The 25,072-nt window shown below is 54.3% G+C and carries 19 protein-coding genes; 17 read left to right on the top strand and 2 right to left on the bottom strand.

Annotated features, from left to right (window positions below):
* The 4 genes from fdx to sseB all read left to right on the top strand — a co-directional run bounded on the left by fdx (position 1) and on the right by sseB (position 2,740).
* Entirely contained in the window at positions 1–336 is a 336-nt protein-coding gene (fdx, locus tag OGX97_RS22835) for an ISC system 2Fe-2S type ferredoxin (RefSeq protein ID WP_003037690.1), read from the top strand.
* A gap of 11 nt (positions 337–347) precedes the next feature.
* The gene (gene iscX / locus OGX97_RS22830) at positions 348–548 is read left to right on the top strand and encodes a Fe-S cluster assembly protein IscX (RefSeq protein ID WP_003037694.1); all 201 of its coding nucleotides are present in this window, start codon (positions 348–350) and stop codon (positions 546–548) included.
* A gap of 61 nt (positions 549–609) precedes the next feature.
* Positions 610–1,893, top strand: coding sequence for an aminopeptidase PepB (gene pepB, locus OGX97_RS22825; RefSeq protein ID WP_008785461.1), 1,284 nt, complete (start codon positions 610–612; stop codon positions 1,891–1,893).
* Between the two features lie 70 nt (positions 1,894–1,963).
* Positions 1,964–2,740 carry an enhanced serine sensitivity protein SseB gene (sseB, locus tag OGX97_RS22820; RefSeq protein WP_016157136.1) on the top strand — a complete coding sequence of 259 codons (777 nt, stop codon included), beginning with the start codon at positions 1,964–1,966 and terminating at the stop codon, positions 2,738–2,740.
* A 43-nt stretch (positions 2,741–2,783) separates the two neighbouring features.
* On the opposite strand, the gene sseA is transcribed toward sseB, so the two are convergent.
* Positions 2,784–3,629: a 3-mercaptopyruvate sulfurtransferase gene (sseA, locus tag OGX97_RS22815; RefSeq protein ID WP_048234730.1), complete on the bottom strand. Its 846-nt coding sequence runs from the start codon at positions 3,627–3,629 to the stop codon at positions 2,784–2,786.
* A gap of 206 nt (positions 3,630–3,835) precedes the next feature.
* Between sseA and OGX97_RS22810 the strand changes: the two genes are divergently transcribed.
* The 13 genes from OGX97_RS22810 (at position 3,836) to OGX97_RS22750 (ending at position 23,563) form a co-directional block, all read left to right on the top strand.
* Complete coding sequence (locus OGX97_RS22810; RefSeq protein ID WP_286592734.1) at positions 3,836–8,770, top strand: alpha-2-macroglobulin family protein; 4,935 nt, start codon at positions 3,836–3,838, stop codon at positions 8,768–8,770.
* The gene (gene pbpC, locus OGX97_RS22805; RefSeq protein ID WP_279850718.1) at positions 8,771–11,083 is read left to right on the top strand and encodes a peptidoglycan glycosyltransferase PbpC; all 2,313 of its coding nucleotides are present in this window, start codon (positions 8,771–8,773) and stop codon (positions 11,081–11,083) included. It abuts the gene before it with no gap.
* Between the two features lie 148 nt (positions 11,084–11,231).
* The gene (gene ndk, locus OGX97_RS22800) at positions 11,232–11,663 is read left to right on the top strand and encodes a nucleoside-diphosphate kinase (RefSeq protein ID WP_003037710.1); all 432 of its coding nucleotides are present in this window, start codon (positions 11,232–11,234) and stop codon (positions 11,661–11,663) included.
* A 251-nt stretch (positions 11,664–11,914) separates the two neighbouring features.
* Positions 11,915–13,081 carry a bifunctional tRNA (adenosine(37)-C2)-methyltransferase TrmG/ribosomal RNA large subunit methyltransferase RlmN gene (locus OGX97_RS22795; RefSeq protein ID WP_008785455.1) on the top strand — a complete coding sequence of 389 codons (1,167 nt, stop codon included), beginning with the start codon at positions 11,915–11,917 and terminating at the stop codon, positions 13,079–13,081.
* A 283-nt stretch (positions 13,082–13,364) separates the two neighbouring features.
* A complete protein-coding gene (gene rodZ / locus OGX97_RS22790; protein WP_008785454.1) occupies positions 13,365–14,363 on the top strand; it encodes a cytoskeleton protein RodZ in 999 nt (332 codons plus the stop codon).
* Positions 14,364–14,389: 26 nt separating this feature from the next.
* Positions 14,390–15,508, top strand: a complete 1,119-nt coding sequence (ispG, locus tag OGX97_RS22785; RefSeq protein WP_003037720.1) for a flavodoxin-dependent (E)-4-hydroxy-3-methylbut-2-enyl-diphosphate synthase — start codon at positions 14,390–14,392, stop codon at positions 15,506–15,508.
* A gap of 110 nt (positions 15,509–15,618) precedes the next feature.
* Positions 15,619–16,893 carry a histidine--tRNA ligase gene (hisS, locus tag OGX97_RS22780; RefSeq protein WP_003835173.1) on the top strand — a complete coding sequence of 425 codons (1,275 nt, stop codon included), beginning with the start codon at positions 15,619–15,621 and terminating at the stop codon, positions 16,891–16,893.
* A gap of 13 nt (positions 16,894–16,906) precedes the next feature.
* The gene (locus tag OGX97_RS22775; protein ID WP_003835172.1) at positions 16,907–17,527 is read left to right on the top strand and encodes a YfgM family protein; all 621 of its coding nucleotides are present in this window, start codon (positions 16,907–16,909) and stop codon (positions 17,525–17,527) included.
* Positions 17,528–17,537: 10 nt separating this feature from the next.
* Positions 17,538–18,716 (top strand): outer membrane protein assembly factor BamB, encoded by a 1,179-nt coding sequence (gene bamB / locus OGX97_RS22770; protein ID WP_008785453.1) that lies wholly within the window; start codon positions 17,538–17,540, stop codon positions 18,714–18,716.
* A 118-nt stretch (positions 18,717–18,834) separates the two neighbouring features.
* Positions 18,835–20,307, top strand: coding sequence for a ribosome biogenesis GTPase Der (der, locus tag OGX97_RS22765; RefSeq protein ID WP_003835168.1), 1,473 nt, complete (start codon positions 18,835–18,837; stop codon positions 20,305–20,307).
* A gap of 300 nt (positions 20,308–20,607) precedes the next feature.
* On the top strand, positions 20,608–22,149 hold the full coding sequence (locus OGX97_RS22760) for a peptide MFS transporter (RefSeq protein WP_003835166.1): 1,542 nt from the start codon (positions 20,608–20,610) through the stop codon (positions 22,147–22,149).
* Between the two features lie 63 nt (positions 22,150–22,212).
* Entirely contained in the window at positions 22,213–23,295 is a 1,083-nt protein-coding gene (locus OGX97_RS22755; RefSeq protein ID WP_032944203.1) for a Gfo/Idh/MocA family oxidoreductase, read from the top strand.
* Positions 23,296–23,347: 52 nt separating this feature from the next.
* On the top strand, positions 23,348–23,563 hold the full coding sequence (locus OGX97_RS22750; protein WP_003835160.1) for a zinc ribbon domain-containing protein: 216 nt from the start codon (positions 23,348–23,350) through the stop codon (positions 23,561–23,563).
* On the opposite strand, the gene xseA is transcribed toward OGX97_RS22750, so the two are convergent.
* Complete coding sequence (gene xseA, locus OGX97_RS22745) at positions 23,560–24,933, bottom strand: exodeoxyribonuclease VII large subunit (RefSeq protein ID WP_279850719.1); 1,374 nt, start codon at positions 24,931–24,933, stop codon at positions 23,560–23,562. The genes OGX97_RS22750 and xseA overlap by 4 nt on opposite strands.
* Between the last annotated feature and the right edge of the window lie 139 nt (positions 24,934–25,072).

Raw genomic sequence — 25,072 nt, 5'->3', positions numbered from 1 at the left:
ATGCCAAAGATTGTTATTTTGCCTCATCAGGATCTCTGTCCCGATGGCGCAGTTCTGGAAGCTGAGACCGGCGAAACCATTCTCGACGTTGCCCTGCGTAACGGGATCGAGATTGAACACGCCTGTGAAAAATCCTGTGCCTGCACTACCTGCCACTGCATCGTGCGTGAAGGTTTTGATTCTTTGCCGGAAAGCACAGAAGAAGAAGACGACATGCTGGATAAAGCCTGGGGACTGGAGCCGGAGAGCCGTTTAAGCTGTCAGGCGCGGGTAACCGAGGACGATTTAGTGGTCGAAATCCCACGTTACACAATCAATCATGCGCGTGAGCATTAACAGAGGGTAGTATGGGACTGAAGTGGACCGATAGCCGCGAAATCGGCGAGGCGCTGTATGACGCTTTCCCCGATCTCGATCCCAAGACCGTTCGTTTCACCGATCTGCACCAGTGGATCTGTGACCTGGAAGAGTTCGATGATGATCCTCAGGCATCGAACGAAAAAATCCTTGAGGCCATTTTGCTGGTCTGGCTGGACGAAGCCGAATAAGTCAACGGGCTGCCCACGGGTGGCCCGTTTTCCTGTATGCGCGAAAATAAGGATAAATAAAATGACAGAAGCCATGAAAATTACGCTTTCCACGCAACCCGCCGATGCCCGCTGGGGTGAAAAGGCGACATACAGCATTAATAATGACGGCATTACCCTGCACCTGAACGGAAAAGATGACCTCGGCCTTATCCAGCGTGCTGCGCGTAAAATCGACGGCCTGGGTATTAAACACGTTCAACTGGACGGTGAAGGCTGGGATACCGAACGTAGCTGGGCGTTCTGGCAGGGCTATAAGGGACCAAAAGGCACCCGCAAAGTTGAGTGGGCCGCTCTGGACGAAGCGCAGCGCAAAGAGCTGGATAGCCGTCTGAAGATTATTGACTGGGTGCGCGATACCATTAACGCCCCGGCAGAAGAGCTGGGCCCGGAACAGCTGGCGCAGCGCGCTGTTGATCTGCTGTGCTCCGTCGCGTGCGATAATGTCTCTTACCGCATCACCAAAGGTGAAGATCTGCGCGAGCAGAACTACATGGGCCTGCATACCGTGGGTCGCGGATCTGAACGTCCTCCAGTGCTGCTGGCGCTGGACTACAACCCAACAGGCGACAAAGAAGCCCCGGTTTATGCCTGCCTGGTTGGTAAGGGAATTACTTTTGATTCCGGTGGTTACAGCATCAAGCAAAGCGCATTTATGGACTCAATGAAGTCCGACATGGGCGGTGCGGCAACGGTCACCGGCGCGTTGGCATTTGCCATCACCCGTGGTCTGAACAAGCGCGTGAAGCTGTATCTGTGCTGCGCGGATAACCTGATTAGCGGCAACGCCTTTAAGCTCGGCGACATTATTCACTATCGCAACGGTAAAAAAGTTGAAGTGATGAATACCGATGCCGAAGGACGTCTGGTGCTGGCCGATGGCCTGATCGATGCCAGTGCGCAGAAACCGGAACTGATCATTGATGCTGCCACGCTGACCGGCGCGGCGAAAACCGCGCTGGGCAACGATTACCACGCGCTGTTTAGCTTTGATGATCAGCTGGCTGCTCGCCTGCTGGCAAGTGCGGCGCAAGAAAACGAACCGTTCTGGCGTCTGCCGCTGGCAGAGTTTCACCGTAGCCAGTTGCCGTCGAACTTTGCCGAACTGAATAACACCGGTAGCGCGGCTTACCCGGCTGGCGCAAGCACCGCGGCGGGCTTCCTGTCCCATTTCGTGGAAAACTACCAGCAGGGCTGGCTGCATATCGACTGCTCTGCAACCTATCGCAAAGCGCCGGTTGAGCAGTGGTCTGCGGGCGCAACCGGTCTGGGTGTGCGCACGATTGCGAATCTGCTGACCGCATAATTTATTACTGTATTGCCGGATGGCGCTACGCTTATCCGGCCTACATGTATTCATCCAATTTGTGATACTTATGTCCGAAACAAAAAACGAATTAGAAACATTGCTGGAACAAGCGGCAACAGAGCCTGCGCATCGTCCGGCATTTTTCCGTACTTTACTGGAATCCACAGTCTGGGTGCCGGGTACTGCCGCAGAAGGCGAGGCGGTGGTTGAAGACAGCGCTCTCGACCTGCAGCACTGGGAAAAAGAAGACGGAACGACCGTGATCCCGTTCTTCACTTCTCTGGAAGCCCTGCAGCAGGCGGTGGAAGATGAGCAAGCATTTGTCGTTATGCCGGTGCGTACGTTGTTTGAAATGACGCTCGGCGAAACGCTCTTTCTCAACGCGAAACTGCCGACCGGCAAAGAATTTATGCCGCGTGAAATCAGCCTGCTGATGGGGGAAGAGGGGAATCCGCTCAGCACCCAGGAAGTACTGGAAGGTGGTGAATCGCTGATCCTCTCTGAAGTCGCTGAACCACCGGCGCAGATGATTGACTCGCTGACTACGCTGTTTAAAACCATTAAGCCGGTAAAACGCGCGTTTCTCTGCTCAATCAAAGAAAGCGCGGAAGCCCAGCCGAATCTGCTGATTGGTATTGAAGCGGAAGGGGATATTGAAGAGATCATCCACGCTGCTGGCAGCGTCGCGACCGATACGCTGCCGGGCGATGAACCTATTGATATCTGCCAGGTGAAGAAGGGTGAGAAGGGCGTGAGCCACTTTATCACTGAGCATATCGCACCGTTCTACGAACGCCGCTGGGGCGGTTTCCTGCGCGACTTTAAACAGAACCGGATTATCTAAATTGTAGGCCGGATAAGCGAAGCGCTATCCGGCTTTTCCAGCTTTATAATTGCGGTTCTACCGGTAAATCGTTGCGCGCTCCCCATTCGCTCCATGCGCCGTCATACAATGCGACGTCAGAAACGCCCAGCGTGGCAAGTGCCAGCACGACGACGGCAGCCGTTACGCCGGAGCCGCAGCTGGCGATAATAGGGCGGTCAAAGCTCACGCCGTGGCTGAAGAAAATAGCATCCAGCTCATCGGTGGTTTTCAGTTCGCCGTCACGAACCAGTTCTGTCCACGGTACGTTAAGCGCACCCGGCACATGACCACGTTTCAGACCAGGACGCGGCTCGTCAACTTCGCCATTAAAACGCGCAGCCGGACGGGCATCGACGATCTGCGCCGTTTTTTCATGACTGGCCAGCAGTACATCGGTAACGCGCACAACTGCGTCAGGCGTAAAGGCCACGTTAAATTCACCTTCAGGTAAATCCTCATCGCCTTCCTTGAGCATTAACTCATCGCGCTTCCAGCCTGCCAGACCGCCTGCCAGAATGGAGACATTTTCGACGCCAAATGTCCGCAGCATCCACCATGCGCGTGGCGCGGAAAACAGATTACCGTCATCGTAGATAACCAGATGCTTATCCTGATTAACGCCCAGCTCGCGCATCGCAACGGCAAAGGCTTCGGGGCGTGGCATCATATGCGGTAGCGGTGAGGTATGATCGGAAAGCGCTTCAATATCAAAAAATACTGCGCCAGGAATATGGCCCGCACGATACTCCTCGCCAACATCGCGATCTTCCTGTCCTGGAGGTGCCATCCGGGCATCAAGAATTTGTATTTCCGGGTCGTCAATGTGTTCGGCAAGCCAGTCGGCAGCGACAAAGAAGGCGGTGGTCATAGGCATCTCCATTTTTACCAGGTTTTGGCAAATTGTCGGATGTTTACCGTAAAGCGACAAGTAAAACAGGCTGATTTGTCAGGTGAATCCACATTAATCACTTAAATTAAGACAACGTTGTTCAGTTACTGACTTCCACAGCCGGAAATCTGACGCATAATAGTTGTTCTACGTAGCTAACGGGCCACTACGGCCAGGGATGAAAAATGAAACATTTACGCGTAGCGGCCTGCATGCTGATGCTGGCACTGGTCGGGTGCGATAATAATAACGAAAAATCACCGACGGCTGCGAAACCTGATGCGCCTGCGGCACAGACTGCGCCAGCAAAAGATAAAGCTCAATTACAAAAGCTGATGCAGCAAAGCCAGGGCAAGTCGCTGACGCTGCTGGATGCCTCAGAGGTCCAGCTCGACGGTGCGGCAACGCTCGTTTTGACCTTCTCCATTCCCCTCGATCCAGAACAAGATTTTTCCCGCGTCGTGCACGTTGTTGATAAAAAAAGCGGCAAAGTGGATGGTGCCTGGGAGCTGGCGCCAAATCTGAAAGAGCTGCGCTTACGCCATCTGGAACCTAACCGGGAACTGGTGGTGACCATTGAGCGTGATTTGCTGGCGCTGAATAAAGCGACGTTCGCTATTGATTATGAAAAAAACATTACCACCCGTGATGTACAGCCAAGCGTTGGGTTTGCCAGTCGCGGCTCGCTGTTGCCGGGAAAAGTAATTGAAGGCCTGCCGGTAATGGCCCTCAACGTTAACAGTGTGGATGTGAACTTCTTTCGTGTGAAGCCTGAATCGCTCGGCGCATTTGTCAGCCAGTGGGAATACCGCAATTCATTGACGAACTGGGAATCTGACAATCTATTGAAAATGGCGGAACTGGTGTATACCGGACGCTTTGACCTCAATCCTGCGCGTAACACCCGTGAGAAGCTGCTGCTGCCGCTGAGCGATATCAAGCCGTTGCAGCAAGCAGGAGTTTACATCGCGGTGATGAATCAGGCTGGACAATACAACTACAGTAATGCCGCTACGCTGTTCACGCTCAGCGATATTGGTGTGTCTGCGCACCGTTACCATAATCAACTGGATGTCTTTACGCAGAGTCTGGAAAACGGCGCTGCGCAGCAGGGTATAGAGGTCACCTTACTCAACGAAAAAGGACAGACGTTGGCGCAGGCTACCAGCGACGCGCAGGGTCATGTCAAACTGGAGACTGATAAAGACGCGGCTTTATTGCTGGCCCGCAAAGACGGGCAAACCACGCTGCTGGATCTGAAACTCCCGGCGTTGGATCTGGCTGAATTTGATATTGCCGGTGCACCGGGATACAGCAAACAGTTCTTTATGTTTGGTCCCCGTGACCTCTATCGTCCTGGCGAAACGGTGATCCTCAACGGATTACTGCGTGACAGCGACGGCAAAACGTTGCCCGACCAGCCTGTGAAGCTGGAGGTCGTGAAGCCCGACGGGCAAGTGTTACGTTCGGTGGTTAGCCAGCCGGAGAACGGTCTGTACCGTTTTAGCTGGCCGCTGGACACCAACGCGCCAACCGGTATGTGGCATATTCGTGCTAATACGGGCGACAACCAGTCACGTATGTGGGATTTCCACGTCGAAGATTTTATGCCTGAGCGGATGGCGCTCAATCTCTCCGCTAATAAGATTCCGGTGGCTCCGGCTGATGAAGTGAAGTTCTCGGTAGTGGGCTACTACCTGTACGGCGCGCCCGCTAACGGCAATGCTCTGCAAGGGCAGCTTTTCCTGCGCCCGCTGCGCGAAGCGGTGCAGGCATTGCCGGGGTTCCAGTTTGGTAATATTGCCGAAGAAAACCTGTCCCGCAGCCTCGATGAAGTTCAGCTTACGCTGGATGAACACGGTCGCGGCGAAGTGACCACCAACAGCCAATGGCAGGAGACGCACTCCCCGTTACAGGTGATCCTGCAAGCCAGCCTGCTGGAGTCAGGTGGTCGCCCGGTGACGCGTCGGGCTGAACAAGCCATCTGGCCTGCGGACACGCTGCCGGGTATTCGTCCGCAGTTTGCGGCAAAAGCCGTCTATGACTACCGCACTGATACCACTGTGAATCAGCCTATCGTTGATGAAAACAGCAACGCCGCTTTCGACATTGTTTATGCCGATGCGCAGGGCGAGAAAAAAGCGGTGTCCGGTTTGCAGGTGCGTTTGATCCGCGAGCGCCGGGATTATTACTGGAACTGGTCTGAAGGCGAGGGCTGGCAATCACAGTTCGATCAAAAGGATCTGGTTGAAGGTGAGCAGACTCTGGATCTTAAGGCCGATGAAACCGGTAAAGTCAGCTTCCCGGTTGAGTGGGGTGCCTATCGTCTGGAAGTGAAAGCCCCGAATGATGCGGTGAGCAGCGTACGCTTCTGGGCAGGTTATAGCTGGCAGGATAACAGCGACGGCAGTGGGGCTGTGCGTCCCGATCGCGTGACTCTGAAACTGGACAAACCCAGCTATCGTCCTGGCGATACCATGAAGCTGCACGTTGCCGCTCCTGCTGCTGGCAAAGGTTATGCGATGGTGGAATCCAGCGAAGGCCCGCTGTGGTGGCAAGAAATAGACGTACCGGCGGATGGTCTCGATATCTCCATCCCGATTGATAAAACCTGGAATCGCCACGATTTGTATCTCAGTGCGCTGGTGGTTCGTCCTGGCGACAAGTCCCGTTCGGCCACGCCAAAACGGGCGGTTGGTTTACTGCATTTGCCGTTAGGTGATGAAAACCGTCGTCTGGCGCTGGCGCTGGAAAACCCGGCGAAAATACGTCCAAACCAGTCGTTGACCGTCAAGATTAAAGCCAGCGTCAAAAATGGCGACGTACCAAAACAGGTTAACGTGCTGGTCTCTGCCGTTGATAGCGGGGTGTTGAACATTACCGATTACGCCACGCCAGATCCGTGGCAGGCATTTTTCGGACAAAAACGCTATGGCGCGGATATTTATGATATTTACGGCCAGGTGATCGAAGGGCAAGGGCGGCTGGCGGCGCTGCGTTTTGGTGGTGATGGCGATGAATTAAAACGCGGCGGTAAGCCACCGGTCAATCACGTCAATATCGTGGCGCAACAGGCGCTGCCGGTCACGCTCAACGAGCAGGGCGAAGGTACGGTGACGCTACCGATTGGTGATTTCAACGGCGAGCTACGGGTAATGGCACAGGCCTGGACGGCGGATGACTTTGGCAGCAGTGAAAGCAAGGTGATTGTTGCCGCGCCGGTAATTGCTGAACTGAATATGCCGCGTTTTCTGGCGGGAGGCGATACCTCGCGACTGACGCTGGACGTGACTAACCTGACTGACAAACCGCAAACACTGAATATTAAGCTCGCGGCCAGCGGTTTACTGGAGCTGATGGGACAAGATCCTGCTCCATTGAATCTGGCACCAGGCGTACGGACTACGTTGTTTATTCCGGTGCGTGCGCGGGAGGGGTTTGGCGATGGCGAAATTCAGGCAGAAATTAGCGGTCTGACTTTACCGGGTGAAACGCTGCCAGTTCAGCATAAACAGTGGAAGATTGGCGTGCGTCCGGCGTTCCCGGCGCAAACCGTTAATAACGGTGTCGCACTTCAACCGGGCGCAACCTGGCAGCTTCCGGGCGAAGAACTGACCAATTTCTCCCCTGCAACGATGCAGGGACAACTGCTGTTCAGCGGTAAGCCGCCGCTGAATCTGGCGCGTTATATCCGCGAACTGAAGGCTTACCCTTACGGCTGCCTGGAGCAAACGGCGAGCGGGTTGTTCCCATCCTTATACACCAATGCTGCGCAATTGAAGGCGTTAGGTATTGTGGGCGACAGCGATGAAAAACGCCGCGCGGCAGTCGATATTGGGATTTCTCGTTTAGTGCAGATGCAGCGTGATAACGGTGGTTTCGCGCTGTGGGATAAAAACGGATCAGAAGAGTACTGGCTGACTGCGTATGTCATGGATTTCCTCGTCCGTGCGAACGAACAAGGCTACAGCGTCCCGGTTGAGGTGATTAACCGTGGCAACGAGCGGCTGCTGCGCTATTTGCAGGATCCAGGAATGTTGTCGATTCGCTATACCGACGACTCTTCAGCAAGCCGATTTGCCGTACAAGCCTACGCCGCGTTGGTTCTGGCGCGTCAGCAAAAAGCCCCGCTTGGCGCACTGCGTGAAATCTGGGAGCGACGCGCTCAGGCGGCTTCTGGTTTACCGCTGTTGCAACTGGGGATCGCGCTGAAAAATATGGGCGATGCTAACCGCAGTGAACAGGCGTTGACGCTGGCGCTGAATACGCCGCGCCGCGATACGCAACAGTGGATGGCGGATTACGGCAGTGCGTTACGGGATAACGCGTTGATGCTGGCCTTGCTCGAAGAGAACAAGCTCAAACCTGACGTGCAGAATACGCTGCTGAACACGTTGTCAGAACAGGCCTTTGGGCAGCGCTGGCTCTCGACTCAGGAAAATAATGCGTTGTTCCTTGCCGCGCGTACGTTACAGGACTTGCCAGGCACATGGCAGGCGCAAACGTCACTCTCGGAGCAACCGTTAGCCGGGGAGAAATCACAGACGCGTAATCTGGATGCCGATGCGCTGTCTACGCTGAGCGTCACCAATACCGGTAATCAACCGCTGTGGCTGCGTCTGGATGTGAGCGGTTATCCGCAAACCTCACCGACACCTGCCAGCAACGTTCTGCATATTGAGCGTCAAATCCTGGGGCTCGACGGAAACAGTAAATCACTGGATTCTCTGCGCAGCGGCGAGCTGGTGCTGGTCTGGCTGGAGGTGAAAGCCAGCCAGAACGTGCCGGATGCACTGGTGGTTGACTTACTGCCAGCAGGACTGGAACTGGAAAACCAGAATCTGGCCAACGGCAGCGCCAGCCTGCAGGATAGCGGTAGCGAAGTGGCGAATTTGCTTAATCAGATGCAGCAGGCAGATATCCAGCACGTTGAGTTCCGTGACGATCGTTTTGTCGCTGCGGTGGCGGTCAATGAAGGACAACCGGTTACGCTGGTGTATCTGGCGCGAGCGGTAACGCCGGGGACCTACCAGGTTCCCGTCCCACAGGTGGAATCAATGTATGTTCCGCAGTGGCGCGCGACCGGTGCGACAGAGGGACTTTTGATTGTCAGACCGTAAATGATGCGCCGGTTGGGTAAACGCGGCTGCTGGCTCTGGCTGGCAGCCGTTGCGCTATTGATTGTGGCGGCAGTTTGGGCGGCAGATAAAATCTGGCCGCTGCCTTTGCGCGAAGTCGATCCGGCACGGGTCGTGGTGGCACATGATGGTACGCCACTCTGGCGCTTTGCCGATGCCGAAGGTATCTGGCGGTATCCGGTAACGATTGATGAGGTGTCGCCCCGCTACCTTGAGGCGTTAATTAACTATGAAGACCGCTGGTTCTGGAAGCATCCCGGCGTCAATCCGTTTTCAGTACTGCGCGCAGCATGGCAGGACCTCTCCTCTGGGCGTGTGGTTTCGGGCGGCAGTACGCTCACCATGCAGGTCGCACGATTACTCGATCCCCATCCGCGAACCTTCGGCGGCAAGTTTCGCCAGCTCTGGCGCGCATTGCAGCTGGAATGGCATCTCTCCAAACGCGACATCCTGACACTGTATCTCAACCGTGCGCCGTTTGGCGGTACGCTGCAGGGCGTGGGGGCGGCAAGTTGGGCCTATCTTGGCAAATCACCCGCGCAATTGAGTTACTCCGATGCCGCGCTGCTGGCTGTTTTACCACAGGCACCAAGTCGCCTGCGTCCAGATCGCTGGCCGGACCGTGCCCAAGCAGCGCGTAATAAAGTGCTCGAGCGTATGGCGAGCCAGGGTATTTGGCCTGCCAGACAGGTACAGGAGTCACGTGAAGAACCGGTCTGGCTGGCGCCCCGGCAAATGCCGCAGTTAGCGCCGTTATTCTCACGCATGATGCTGGGAAAAAGCCGGAGCGATAAAATCGTGACTACCCTTGATGCCGGATTGCAGCGTCAACTGGAAGAGCTGGCGCAGAACTGGAAGGGGCGCTTACCTGCACGCAGTTCGCTGGCAATGATTGTGGTCGATCACACCGATATGAGCGTGCGTGGTTGGGTGGGGTCGGTAGATATGAATGACGACTCCCGCTTTGGTCATGTGGATATGGTGAATGCGATCCGTTCGCCAGGCTCGGTGCTGAAGCCGTTTGTTTACGGTCTGGCGCTGGATGACGGACTCATTCATCCCGCTTCGTTGTTGCAGGATGTCCCGCGGCGAACCGGAGATTATCGACCGGGGAATTTTGACAGCGGTTTTCATGGCCCGGTGAGCATGAGTGAAGCGCTGGTAAGGTCGTTGAATTTACCCGCCGTGCAGGTGCTCGAAGCCTATGGTCCGAAGCGCTTTGCCGCATCGTTACGTAACGTCGGCTTACCGCTGTATCTGCCCGCAGGGGCTGCGCCAAATCTGTCGCTGATTTTAGGTGGTGCGGGGGCAAGGCTGGAAGATATGGCCGCAGCGTACAGCGCCTTTGCCCGCCAGGGAAAAGCGGGAAAACTACGTCTGCAGCCGGGTGACCCACTGCTTGAACGTCCGTTGATGTCGGCGGGTGCGGCGTGGATTATTCGCCGTATTATGGCCGACGAAGCGCAACCGCTGCCGGATAACGCACTGAGCAGAGTGGTTCCGCTGGCGTGGAAAACGGGCACCAGCTATGGCTATCGCGATGCGTGGGCGATTGGCGTTAACGCTCGTTATGTGATCGGTATCTGGACTGGCAGACCAGACGGAACGCCGGTGGTGGGCCAGTTTGGATTTGCCAGCGCCGTGCCGCTGCTCAATCAGGTCAACAATCTTTTGCTCTCTCGCGGGACCAATCAGCCGGAAGATCCACGTCCTGATTCCGTGAGTCGCGGCGTGGTGTGCTGGCCGGGCGGGCAATCCCTTGCCCCAGGAGACAGCAACTGCCGTCGCCGTCTGGCAACCTGGTTACTGGATGGCAGTCAGCCGCCAACGTTATTATTGCCCGAGCAGGAAGGGGTTAATGGCATTCGTTTTCCTGTCTGGCTGGATGATGAAGGCAAACGTGTGGCGGCGGATTGCCCGCAGGCGCACGAGCAAACATTAATCGTCTGGCCGTTGCCGCTGGAGCCATGGCTACCGGAATCAGAACGCCGTGGGGCGAGATTACCGCCAGTTTCTGCCACGTGTCCGCCGCTGGGACAAGGCGCTTCACAGCCGTTGCAGTTGACAGGCATTCGTGATGGCGCGATTGTGAAGCGTTTACCCGGTTCTGCTCAGGCCTCATTGCCGGTGCAAACCAGCGGTGGGAGCGGTGAACGCTGGTGGTTTCTTAACGGTGAAAGGCTGGATGAACGCGGACGTCGTCTTACGCTACGGCTGGCGACTAAAGGGGATTATCAACTGCTGGTGATGGATGACGCTGGTCAGGTAGCGACGGTGAGATTTTCGATGCAGTAGACCAGTTGGTGACTGTTTGTTGCTAGAATTCATCTTATTTTAAAAAAATGTTACCTTCATCAATAGTCAATTGCCGGGATGCTCTTTATAATCCGCGCCAGGTCGTACATCTATATAGACAACAACAGAACACATTACAGAGGTTATCATGGCTATTGAACGTACTTTTTCCATCATCAAACCAAACGCGGTGGCAAAAAACGTTATTGGGAGCATCTTTGCGCGCTTTGAAGCAGCAGGGTTCAAAATTGTCGGCACTAAAATGCTGCACCTGACCGTTGAGCAGGCACGTGGCTTCTATGCTGAGCACGATGGCAAACCGTTCTTTGACGGTCTGGTTGAATTCATGACCTCCGGTCCGATCGTTGTTTCTGTTCTGGAAAGCGAAAATGCCGTACAGCGTCATCGCGATCTGCTGGGCGCAACCAACCCGGCGAATGCGCTGGCCGGTACTCTGCGTGCAGACTATGCTGACAGCTTCACCGAGAACGGTACTCACGGTTCCGACTCCGTTGAGTCAGCGGCGCGCGAAATTGCCTATTTCTTTGGTGAAGGTGAGGTTTGCCCGCGCACTCGCTAATAAGCTCGTGGGGTAGGCCGGATAAGCATTTGCGCATCCGGCTCTGCTTTGCCTGATGGCGATGCTGATGCGTCTTATCAGGCCTACGATCTTCCTTTACATATTATTTTCGCTAATGCTTCGTGCAAACGTGGCATCCCTGCGCCAGACTTTGTACAATGCAACGCCCCGGAAGAGCAGATCGCTTGCCGGGGCGTTTCTTTTTAACCCTCCACGGGCCACAACGTGTAACAACGAGGCCGGAAAAAATTATGTCTGAATTAGTTAACACCTCTGAAGTCGTCATTCCTGCGGTTCCAAATAAAAATGGAAAAATTAACCTGCTGGATCTGAACCGTCAGCAAATGCGCGAATTCTTCAAAGAGATGGGCGAAAAACCGTTTCGTGCCGATCAGGTCATGAAGTGGATGTACCACTATTGCAGCGACAACTTTGATGACATGACTGACATCAACAAGGTGCTGCGTAACAAGCTGAAAGAAGTGGCTGAAATTCGCGCCCCGGAAGTGGTGGAAGAGCAGCGTTCTTCTGACGGTACGATCAAATGGGCTATCGCGGTTGGCGATCAGCGCGTTGAAACGGTGTATATCCCGGAAGACGATCGTGCGACCCTGTGTGTTTCTTCACAGGTCGGGTGCGCATTAGAGTGTAAATTCTGCTCTACGGCGCAACAGGGCTTTAACCGTAACCTGCGGGTATCTGAGATCATTGGCCAGGTCTGGCGCGCGGCGAAGATCGTTGGTGCGGTAAAGGCTACGGGCGTGCGTCCTATTACCAACGTGGTGATGATGGGGATGGGCGAGCCGCTGCTCAACCTGACCAACGTGGTTCCGGCGATGGAAATCATGCTTGATGACTTCGGTTTTGGGCTGTCCAAGCGTCGCGTCACGCTCTCCACCTCAGGCGTTGTCCCTGCGCTGGATAAGCTGGGTGATATGATTGACGTCGCGCTGGCGATTTCTCTGCATGCGCCGAACGATGAAATTCGTGACGAAATTGTACCTATCAACAAAAAGTACAATATCGAAACATTCCTTGGCGCGGTTCGTCGTTATCTGGAGAAGTCCAACGCTAACCAGGGTCGTGTAACCATTGAGTATGTGATGTTAGATCACATCAATGATGGCACTGAACACGCGCATCAGCTGGCAGAACTGCTGAAAGATACGCCGTGTAAGATCAACCTGATCCCGTGGAACCCGTTCCCGGGCGCGCCGTATGGCCGTAGTTCTAACAGCCGTATCGATCGTTTCTCCAAAGTGTTGATGAGCTATGGTTTCACTACCATCGTGCGTAAAACACGTGGTGATGACATCGATGCAGCCTGCGGTCAGCTGGCGGGCGACGTTATCGACCGTACCAAGCGTACTCTGCGTAAGCGTATGCAGGGCGACGCTATCGAGATTAAGACCGTTTGATGTTGGCGCACTACGGTATAATTCCTGTACCGTAGTGCAACGTAAGCCATATGAGGTTTTTTGTTGTCGTCGTCAGGTCAATAATAACGGTGCGTTTTTGTCGACTTTAAGGCAGTATGTAACGGCGTAACAAGTGTTTAGCCCTCAGGTTTACGCCGTTTTGTCATTGATAGTCTGACCGTTTTATACTGTCTGACGAAGGTTAACTGACCAGATGTTTCGCGGTGTGGGTGAGCATTGTGGCTCGCCGGCATCAGAACCCAAATTTACGCAGCTGTAGCGAATGAATACTGAAGCCACGCACGACAAAAATGAAACACTATCCACCGGCGTTCGTCTGCGCAATGCCCGTGAACAACTCGGATTCAGCCAGCAGGCAGTCGCGGAGCGACTTTGCCTGAAGGTCTCCACGGTACGCGATATTGAAGAGGATAAGGCGCCAGCCGATCTTGCTTCAACATTCCTGCGCGGGTATATCCGTTCTTATGCGCGTCTGGTGCATATTCCTGAAGAAGAACTGTTGCCAGGGCTGGAAAAACAGGCTCCGATTCGACCAGCTAAAGTCGCACCGATGCAGAGCTTCTCGCTCGGCAAACGTCGTAAGAAACGCGACGGCTGGTTAATGACCTTTACCTGGCTGGTACTGTTTGTCGTTGTCGGACTGACAGGCGCCTGGTGGTGGCAGAACCATAAAGCACAGCAGGAAGAGATCACCACCATGGCCGATCAATCCTCTGCTGAGCTGAATGCCGGTAAAGAGGGTGCGCAGAACGTACCGTTAGATACCAGCGCAGCAGCAGGGCAGGATACCCCTCCGGCTCCTGACGATGGTGCGGTAGCGGACGCAGCGCCAACGCCAGACGTTGCTGCGACCCCGGCACCCGCCGCTGATGCGCAACAGAACGCCGTTGTTGCCCCATCTCAGGCTAACGTCGATACCGCAACCGCAGCGCCAACAGCGCCAGCTACAGCGGCTCCTCTGCCGACCGATCAGGCAGGTGTGACTACACCTGTAGCCGATCCTAACGCGCTGGTGATGAACTTTACCGCCGATTGCTGGCTGGAAGTAACCGATGCGACCGGTAAAAAACTGTTCAGCGGGATGCAGCGTAAAGACGGCAATCTAAACCTGACCGGTCAAGCGCCGTACAAACTGAAAATTGGCGCCCCGGCGGCAGTGCAGATTCAGTTCCAGGGTAAACCTGTCGATCTGAGTCGTTTTATCAGAACTAACCAGGTTGCGCGTCTGACCGTTAATGCCGAACAATCACCGGCTCAGTAACAGACGGCAATGCGGGAGATTTTTTAATGCATAACCAGGCTCCAATTCAACGTAGAAAATCGACACGCATTTACGTTGGGAACGTGCCGATCGGCGATGGTGCGCCCATCGCCGTACAGTCTATGACTAACACGCGTACCACGGATGTGGAAGCGACGGTTAATCAGATTAAAGCGCTGGAACGCGTAGGCGCAGACATTGTTCGTGTCTCTGTACCGACAATGGATGCCGCAGAAGCGTTCAAGCTTATCAAACAGCAGGTTAACGTCCCGCTGGTTGCCGATATTCACTTCGACTATCGTATCGCGCTGAAGGTAGCGGAATACGGTGTTGATTGCCTGCGTATTAACCCAGGTAATATCGGCAGTGAAGAGCGTATTCGCATGGTGGTGGATTGCGCTCGTGATAAAAATATTCCTATCCGTATCGGCGTCAACGCCGGATCGCTGGAAAAAGATCTGCAGGAAAAATACGGTGAACCGACGCCGCAGGCGCTGCTGGAATCCGCTATGCGCCATGTGGATCACCTCGATCGTCTGAACTTCGATCAATTCAAAGTCAGTGTTAAAGCGTCTGACGTTTTCCTCGCCGTAGAATCCTATCGCCTGCTGGCGAAACAGATCGATCAACCGCTGCATCTGGGGATCACCGAAGCCGGTGGCCTGCGTAGTGGTTCGGTGAAGTCCGCGATCGGCCTTGGCCTGCTGTTATCTGAAGGGATCGGCGATACGCTGCGTGTTTCTCTGGCAGCCGATCCGGTGGAAGAGATCAAAGTGGGTTTCGATATCCTGAAATCGCTGCGCATTCGCGCGCGCGGGATCAACTTCATCGCTTGCCCAACCTGTTCGCGTCAGGAGTTTGACGTTATTGGTACGGTTAACGCGCTGGAGCAACGCCTGGAAGATATCATTACGCCAATGGACGTTTCGATCATCGGTTGCGTGGTAAACGGTCCTGGTGAAGCGCTGGTTTCTACGCTGGGCGTGACGGGCGGTAACAAGAAAAGCGGCCTGTATGAAGACGGCGTGCGTAAGGACAGACTCGATAACGACGATATGATTACGCAGCTTGAAGCCCGCATCCGCGCTAAAGCGAGTATTCTGGACGAAGCGCGTCGTATCGACGTGCAGCAGCTTGAAAAATAACAACGTGATGGGAAGCGGCGTGCTTCCCGTGTATGATTGAACCCGCATGGCGCCCGCATTGTTCGGGTTAGCGCTGAGGGTTCATTTTTATATTCATAAAGAGAATAAACGTGGCAAAAAACATTCAAGCCATTCGCGGCATGAACGATTATCTGCCTGGCGAAACCGCCATCTGGCAGCGCATTGAAGGCACTCTCAAAAACGTGCTCGGTAGCTACGGTTACAGTGAAATCCGCTTGCCGATTGTAGAGCAGACCCCGTTATTCAAACGCGCGATCGGTGAAGTCACCGACGTGGTTGAAAAAGAGATGTATACCTTTGAGGACCGTAATGGCGACAGCCTGACGTTGCGTCCTGAAGGGACTGCGGGCTGCGTACGCGCCGGCATCGAACATGGTCTCCTGTACAATCAGGAACAGCGTCTGTGGTATATCGGGCCGATGTTCCGCCACGAACGTCCGCAGAAAGGACGCTATCGTCAATTCCATCAGCTGGGTGTCGAAGTATTTGGCCTGCAAGGCCCGGACATCGATGCGGAACTGATTATGCTGACCGCTCGCTGGTGGCGCGCGCTGGGTATTTCTCAGCATGTTAGCCTTGAGCTGAACTCAATCGGTTCGCTTGAAGCCCGCGCTAACTACCGTGATGCGTTGGTCGCCTACCTGGAACTGCATAAAGAGAAACTGGACGAAGACTGCAAGCGTCGTATGTACACCAATCCGCTGCGCGTTCTCGACTCCAAAAACCCGGAAGTACAGGCGCTGCTCAACGACGCGCCTGCACTGGGCGACTATCTTGATGACGACTCTCGCGAGCACTTCGCGGGCTTGTGCAAACTGCTGGAATCCGCAGGCATTGCCTACACCGTCAATCAGCGCCTGGTTCGTGGTCTTGATTACTACAACCGCACCGTATTTGAGTGGGTCACCAGTAGCCTGGGCTCTCAGGGTACCGTGTGTGCCGGTGGGCGTTACGACGGTCTGGTTGAGCAACTTGGCGGTCGTGCAACGCCAGCCGTGGGCTTTGCTATGGGGCTGGAACGACTTGTTTTGTTAGTTCAGGCAGTTAATCCGGAATTTAACGCAGATCCTGTTGTCGATATATACCTGGTTGCTTCAGGGGCGGACACGCAGTCGGCGGCAATGACGCTTGCAGAACGTCTGCGCGATGAAGTTCCTGGTGTGAAACTGATGACAAACCACGGTGGCGGCAACTTTAAGAAACAGTTTGCCCGTGCCGATAAGTGGGGCGCCCGCGTTGCACTGGTACTGGGCGAGTCCGAAGTGGCTGACGGTACTGTTGTAGTGAAGGATTTGCGCTCTGGTGAGCAAACGGCAGTAGCGCAGGATAGCGTTGCCGCGCATTTGCGCACTTTACTGGGCTAAGGAGAAGGACAGCGTGGAAATTTACGAGAACGAACACGACCAGGTTGATGCGGTAAAACGCTTCTTTGCTGAAAACGGCAAGGCGCTGGCTGTTGGGATCATTTTAGGGGTTGGCGCGCTGGTTGGTTGGCGTTACTGGACCAGCCATCAGACGGAGTCCGCACGCTCTGCTTCTTTGGCATATCAAAATACGGTGACTGCGGTTAGCGCGGGTAAACCGGACAGCATTCCTGCCGCTGAGAAATTTGCTGCAGAAAATAAAAATACCTACGGCGCGCTAGCTTCACTGGAACTTGCGCAGCAGTTTGTTGACCAAAATGAACTTGAGAAAGCCGCAAGTCAGCTGCAACAGGGCTTGGCTGCGACCAGCGATGAAAATCTCAAAGCGGTGATTAACCTGCGTCTGGCTCGTGTTCAGGTTCAACTTAAACAGGCTGATACCGCGCTGAAAACACTCGACACCATTAAAGGTGAAGGGTGGACGGCCATTGTTGCCGATCTGCGCGGTGAAGCGTTGCTGAGCAAAGGCGACAAACAAGGTGCGCGTAGCGCATGGGAAGCGGGTGTGAAAAGCGATGCCTCTCCTGCTCTGAGCGAAATGATGCAGATGAAAATCAATAATTTGTCCATCTGAGAGGGACCCGATGCAATTGCGTAAATTACTTCTGCCAGGGCTGCTTTCCGTTACCCTATTGAGCGGCTGTTCACTGTTTAGTGGCGAAGAAGATGTCGTTAAGATGTCCCCATTACCGGTGGTTGAAAACCAGTTTACTCCGTCTACGGAATGGAGCACCTCCGTAGGTAACGGTATTGGTGATTTCTATTCCAATCTTCACCCTGCGCTGGCGGATAACGTTGTCTATGCAGCCGATCGCGCTGGTGTAGTGAAAGCATTGAACGCAGGCGACGGTAAAGAAGTCTGGTCTGTGAATCTGGGTGAGAAAGACGGCTGGTTCTCCCGTGCATCTGCACAGCTTTCTGGCGGTGTAACCGTGTCCGGCGGACATGTTTACATTGGCAGCGAAAAAGCACAGGTTTATGCGTTGAATACCAGCGACGGTACCACCGCATGGCAGACGAAAGTCGCCGGTGAAGCGCTGTCTCGTCCTGTTGTGAGCGATGGCGTAGTTTTGATCCACACCAGCAACGGTCAGTTGCAGGCCTTGAACGAAGCTGATGGTGCTATCAAATGGACCGTTAACCTCGACATGCCTTCTCTGTCACTGCGCGGCGAATCTGCCCCAGCGACCGCCTTTGGCGCAGCTATTGTCGGCGGTGATAACGGTCGCGTGAGCGCCGTGCTGATGCAGCAAGGCCAGATGATTTGGCAGCAACGTATTTCTCAGGCGACAGGTCCAACGGAAATCGATCGTCTGAGCGACGTTGATACCACGCCGGTTATCGTCAATGGCGTTGTTTATGCGCTGGCTTATAATGGTAACCTGACGGCGCTGGATCTGCGCAGCGGTCAGATTATGTGGAAACGCGAACTGGGCTCGGTGAATGATTTTATCGTCGACGGCAACCGTATCTACCTGGTTGACCAGAACGACCGCGTACTGGCACTGACCACCGACGGCGGCGTGACGCTGTGGACGCAAAGCGATCTGCTACACCGTCTGCTGACGTCCCCGGTATTGTATAATGGCAATCTGGTCGTCGGTGATAGCGAAGGCTACCTGCACTGGATTAACGTTGACGATGGTCGTTTTGTTGCCCAGCAGAAAGTCGACAGCTCAGGTTTCCTGACCGAGCCGGTCTCTGCTGATGGTAAACTGCTGATCCAGGCGAAAGACGGTACGCTGTACTCTATTACGCGTTAATCGTCCCGGCCGCTCGCTTTGAAAAACGGCTCCTGGTGCAGGAGCCGTTTTACTGTTTTTAACAACGGGGCAAAAAATGTGCCCGTTGTCTGATGATTTTTTAAATGAGGCTTTAAACATGGTACCTGTGGTCGCGCTTGTCGGGCGCCCTAACGTTGGCAAATCCACGTTATTTAACCGTCTAACTCGCACCCGAGATGCGCTGGTTGCGGATTTCCCGGGTCTGACTCGTGACCGTAAGTACGGTCGTGCGGAAATTGAAGGCCGTGAGTTTATCTGTATTGATACCGGCGGTATTGATGGCACCGAAGACGGTGTTGAAACCCGTATGGCGGAACAGTCGCTGTTGGCTATCGAAGAAGCAGACGTTGTGCTGTTCATGGTGGATGCGCGTGCTGGCCTGATGCCAGCGGATGAAGCTATTGCTAAACATCTGCGTTCGCGCCAGAAACCGACGTTCCTGGTCGCCAACAAAACTGACGGACTCGATCCTGACCAGGCGGTTGTTGATTTCTACTCATTGGGTCTGGGTGAAATTTATCCGATCGCGGCGTCCCATGGTCGTGGTGTTCTCAGCCTGCTGGAGCATGTTCTGCTGCCGTGGATGGATGACGTTGCTCCTCAGGAAGAAGTGGATGAAGACGCAGAATACTGGGCGCAGCTTGAAGCCAAAGAAAACGGCGAAGAAGAGCCTGAGGACGATTTCAACCCGCAGGATTTGCCGATTAAACTGGCAATCGTCGGCCGTCCGAACGTAGGTAAGTCCACGCTTACTAACCGTATTCTCGGCGAAGACCGCGTGGTGGTTTACGACATGCCGGGAACCACGCGTGACAGTATTTATATTCCGATGCAGCGCGATGAACGCGAATATGTGCTCATCGATACCGCGGGCGTGCGTAAGCGCGGCAAAATTACCGAAGCGGTAGAAAAATTCTCAGTAATCAAAACGCTGCAGGCAATTGAAGATGCCAACGTTGTGATGCTGGTGATTGACGCGCGTGAAGGGATTTCCGATCAGGACCTGTCGCTGCTGGGCTTTATCCTCAATAGTGGGCGCTCACTTGTTATCGTTGTGAACAAGTGGGATGGCCTGACGCAGGAAGTAAAAGAGCAGGTCAAAGAGACGCTGGACTTCCGTCTGGGCTTTATTGATTTTGCGCGCGTACACTTTATCTCAGCTCTGCACGGTAGCGGCGTGGGTAACCTGTTTGAATCGGTCCGTGAAGCATACGATAGCTCTACACGTCGCGTGAGCACCGCGATGCTGACGCGCATCATGACCATGGCAGTAGAAGATCATCAGCCGCCTCTGGTGCGTGGTCGTCGTGTGAAGCTGAAATATGCCCATGCCGGTGGTTATAACCCGCCAATCGTGGTGATTCACGGCAACCAGGTCAAAGACCTGCCGGATTCCTACAAGCGCTATCTGATGAACTATTTCCGCAAGTCTTTGGACGTGATGGGGACGCCGATCCGTATTCAGTTCAAAGAAGGGGAGAACCCGTTTGCGAACAAACGTAATACATTGACGCCGACTCAGATGCGTAAGCGTAAGCGTTTGATTAAGCACATCAAAAAAAGCAAGTAACTGTTGCTGATGCAGATAAAAACTCGCGCTTGTCGCGGGTTTTTTTTCGTCTGCCCATTGCTGATCTCCCCCTGTGTAAAGTCAATCACTATTCGTTTTTTGCCAAGTTTAAATCTAAGAAAGTAGACATTTGTCGAGTTTTCATCTTAAAGTCCGGGGGCTGGTACTAGACAAAACTAGCCTTAGGTTATCAAATGGTTAAATAACTTTTCGCCGCATGTAAAAAATCGGTCAGATACGTAACTGGCTGGCGTACATCGCGGTGTTTACACGCACGACGACATAACTTTCGGGAGAATTATGCAATCCTCTGTTAATCAAAAAGAAAGCCGAACTTTCTTCGGTCATCCTTACCCGCTCGGCTCGCTGTTCTTCACAGAGATGTGGGAGCGCTTCTCGTTTTACGGCATTCGCCCGTTACTGATCCTGTTTATGGCTGCTACCGTTTATGACGGCGGCATGGGGCTGGCGCGTGAAAATGCCTCGGCGATTGTGGGTATCTTTGCCGGTACGATGTATCTCGCCGCGCTGCCAGGTGGCTGGCTGGCGGATAACTGGCTCGGCCAACAGAAAGCGGTGTGGTACGGTTCCATTTTGATTGCGCTCGGTCACTTGTCGATCGCGCTCTCGGCCATTATGGGGAACAACCTGTTCTTTATCGGCCTGATGTTTATCGTGCTCGGTTCCGGTCTGTTTAAAACCTGTATCTCAGTGATGGTTGGCACGCTGTATAAAAAAGGCGATGCGCGTCGCGACGGCGGTTTCTCGCTGTTCTATATGGGCATCAATATGGGATCGTTTATCGCGCCGCTGATCTCCGGCTGGCTGATTAAATCCCACGGTTGGCACTGGGGCTTTGGCATCGGTGGTATCGGGATGCTGGTGGCGTTGATCATCTTCCGCGTGTTTGCCGTTCCATCGATGAAACGTTATGACAGCGAAGTGGGTCTGGACTCAACCTGGAACAGCCCGGTAGTGAAACGTAACGGTGTGGGCGCGTGGCTGCTGGCGCTGGCCGTCGGCGTAGCTGTTATCGTTACGCTGATTGCGCAGGGCGTGATTGTGATAAATCCGGTCGCGGTTGCCAGTATGCTGGTGTATGTGATTGCCGCCTCCGTCGCGCTTTATTTTATCTACCTGTTTGTCTTTGCTGGTCTGAACCGCAAAGAGCGCGCCAGACTGCTGGTCTGCTTTATCCTGCTGGTTTCCGCCGCGTTCTTCTGGTCTGCGTTTGAGCAGAAGCCAACCTCGTTCAACCTGTTCGCTAACGACTACACTAACCGTATGATCGGCGATTTTGAAATCCCGGCGGTCTGGTTCCAGTCGATAAACGCACTGTTTATCATTCTGTTGGCACCGGTATTCAGCTGGGCGTGGCCGAAACTGGCGAGCATGAACATTCGCCCGAGCAGCATCACCAAGTTCGTTATCGGTATTCTCTGTGCCGCTGCAGGCTTTGGTCTGATGATGCTGGCAGCGCAAAACGTTCTCAGTAACGGTGGCGCAGGCGTCTCCCCATTCTGGCTGGTGGGCAGTATCCTGATGCTGACGCTTGGTGAGCTGTGCCTGAGCCCGATCGGTCTGGCGACCATGACGCTGCTGGCCCCGGAAAGAATGCGCGGGCAGATGATGGGCCTGTGGTTCTGCGCCAGTGCGCTGGGTAACCTGGCCGCAGGTCTGATTGGTGGTCATGTGAAGGCCGACCAACTGGATATGCTGCCGGATCTCTTCGCTCGTTGCTCGATTGCATTGCTTATCTGCGCCGCGGTACTGATCGTCCTCATTGTGCCGATCCGTCGCATGCTGGAGAATACGCAAACTAAACCGGCTACTAGCGCCTGATAACACCTCGATTGTGCCGGGGCAGACGTGATGTCCCGGCCAATTCATTTACGAGGTGAGAACATGCTGTTAGGGTTTGTTGGGCTTGGCGCAGTCGTTGAAACGGCATACTTGCCCGCATTGCGTAAACTTTACGGTGATTCCCTGTGCTGTGTGGGATTTGACGTGCAACCCGCAAAACAGCCCGCTGGTGTGACACGCTGTGCATCGCTCGCTGAACTTCTTGCAACACCGCTTGATACCCTGTTTATCACCACCGCTTCTCTGCATCATCTCGATGTGCTTGAACAGGCGCTGGCCGCTCCCATCGCACGAATCGTGGTTGAAAAACCGATTGTTGCCACGCTTTCCCAAATTGAAAAACTGAAAACGCTGCTGGAGCAACCCGACGCTGCCGACCGTGTGCTGGCGCTCGACCACTGGATGGCGCGTAATGGCGCAATGCAGCTGGCATTGGGAAAACTCGGTGCGCAGTGGCAGGGCGATAACCCACAACAGGCACTTGTCTCTCACTTTTCAGACGTTGTTAAAATCGACGGTTTTTTGCAGGAGCCGAGCGGATATAACGCTACAGGAGAGCCGATCGCGCTCAACTTTGCCACTGGTGAGCCAGATACGCGTGAGCTTCGCCACCCGGACGGTGTGATTCTGGACATTGGCACACACGTACTGGCCATGCTGCGTGAAACAGTGCGTTACCTGGGCGGTAATGACAGCATGACCCTGCAGGTGAAGAGCGCTAAAGACCGTCTGGGACGTAACATCATCCAGGGTGACCTGACCACGGCTGAAGGAGAGGCGCATCTGCAAGGACTGATTAGCGGTGTACCGTTGGATATCTGGCTGAATAAATACGCGGGGCCTGCTGGCGGACAAAAAGGTCTGCGCCTTTATCTGCGTGATGGGCGTATCATCAGCTACGACCGACGGGGTGCCGACGATGTGCTCGAATTGATTGACGGTGATGTTGTGCAACGCTGGTGTCTGCCTGGTACGATTTATGCCCATTGTCTGGCGGAACATATTCTGGGGACGCAAAGTCTGTTTGAACGCAGCCCGCAGGAGGTGAGCCGCACCACGCAGCGCAGGCTGGATGAGGTAGAACGATTACTGATCCTACAGCAACAGTTGCGTGGTTCACACTAAGCGTATCATGGTAAAATTAGCGCAGAATTGAACACCATTTAAAGGAGTCACCATGTCGATGACCTGCCCGGATTGTCATGCAGAACTGGAACCACAAAACGGTGTGGCACACTGTGAAAACTGTAAAAAAGATATTCCGTTAGAAGCGCGCTGCCCGGAGTGCCATCAGCCACTCCAGGTGTTAAAAGCCTGCGGGGCGGTGGACTACTTCTGTCAGAATGGCCATGGTCTGATCTCGAAGAAACGTGTGGAGTTTGTGCCGGTCTAATCTGGCTTTTTCTTACGCGTTTTCTTTGCCGTCGTTACGCCTTTCACTTCGCTCTCTACCCAGCCGTCTGACAGGCGGGTAGTGAGCACATCACCGGTTTTTACCTGTTTGGTCTGCTTCAGTACTTTGCCGTCGGTCGCGGTAGTGACGCTATAGCCGCGAGCGAGCGTCGAGAGAGGACTCACCGCTTCAAGATGCGTCACCACATTACCGAAGCGTTCTCGCTGTGCACTTAAACGCGCGCGGATATTCTCTGCCAGACGGTACTCCAGTTGCTGAATACGGGTTTGCGCCCGATAAATTCGCGGCTGTGGGTTTTGCTGGCTCAGGCGTTGACTTACGCGCTGTTGGCGCTGATTGGCCTGCTTAATCTTATTCTCAAGAGCGAAATTCATCCGCTGACGCAGCCGCTCCAGCACGGTCTGCTGACGGGCCAGACGCAGTTGCGGATGTTGCTGTTGCAAACGGTGATGAAGCTGGGTAAAGCGACGAGTACGGTTGGCGATGTAGTAGTCCATCGCCATCTCCAGACGCTGCTGGCCATGCTGAATTTGACGCAGCAGTTCCAGTTGATTGCGGCTGACAGTTTCCGCCGCTGCTGATGGCGTAGGCGCCCGTAAATCTGCAATAAAATCGGCAATAGTGACATCTGTTTCGTGGCCGACGGCGCTTACTACCGGAATGCGGCTGGCAAAGATTGCCCGTGCTACGCGTTCATCGTTAAAACTCCACAAATCTTCCAGAGAACCGCCGCCGCGCCCGACGATAAGCACATCGCACTCGCCCCGCGCGTTCGCCAGCTCAATGGCGCGAACGATCTGTCCTGGCGCATCGTCGCCCTGGACCGCGGTCGGGTAGATAATAACGGGCAGGGATGGGTCACGGCGCTTCAGCACGTGGAGAATGTCGTGCAGCGCAGCCCCGGTTTTCGAGGTAATGACCCCAACGCAGTGAGCCGGTGAGGGTAGTGATTTTTTGAACTGCTGATCGAATAGCCCTTCAGCCTGCAGTTTGGCTTTGAGTTGCTCATATTTTTGCTGCAACAAACCTTCACCAGCTGGCTGCATGCTCTCAACAATTATCTGGTAGTCGCCACGCGGTTCGTACAACGTAATGTTGGCGCGTACCAGGACCTGCTGACCGTGCTGTGGGCGGAACGTTACCCGTCGATTGCTGTTGCGAAACATCGCGCAGCGTACCTGGGCGGTGTCATCTTTGAGCGTGAAATACCAGTGACCGGAGGACGGTTGAGTGAAATTCGAGATTTCACCGCTGATCCAAACTTGTCCCATTTCCTGCTCAAGCAGCAAACGAACCGTCTGATTTAGGCGGCTTACGGTAAAAATTGAGGTGGTCTGAGAGGATAACATGTGAGCGGGATCAAATTCTAAATCAGCAAGTTATTCAGTCGAAAGTAACATGCTCACAGAGGAGCGCAAGGTTTTTTTGCAAAAAAGTGTGGATGCAATCGGTTACGCTCTGTATAATGCCGCGGCAATATTTAATAAC

This window comes from Citrobacter sp. Cpo061, from assembly GCF_030332845.1.
Taxonomy (GTDB): Bacteria; Pseudomonadota; Gammaproteobacteria; order Enterobacterales; family Enterobacteriaceae; genus Citrobacter; species Citrobacter portucalensis.
This window is presented reverse-complemented; position numbering and strand designations above follow the sequence as displayed.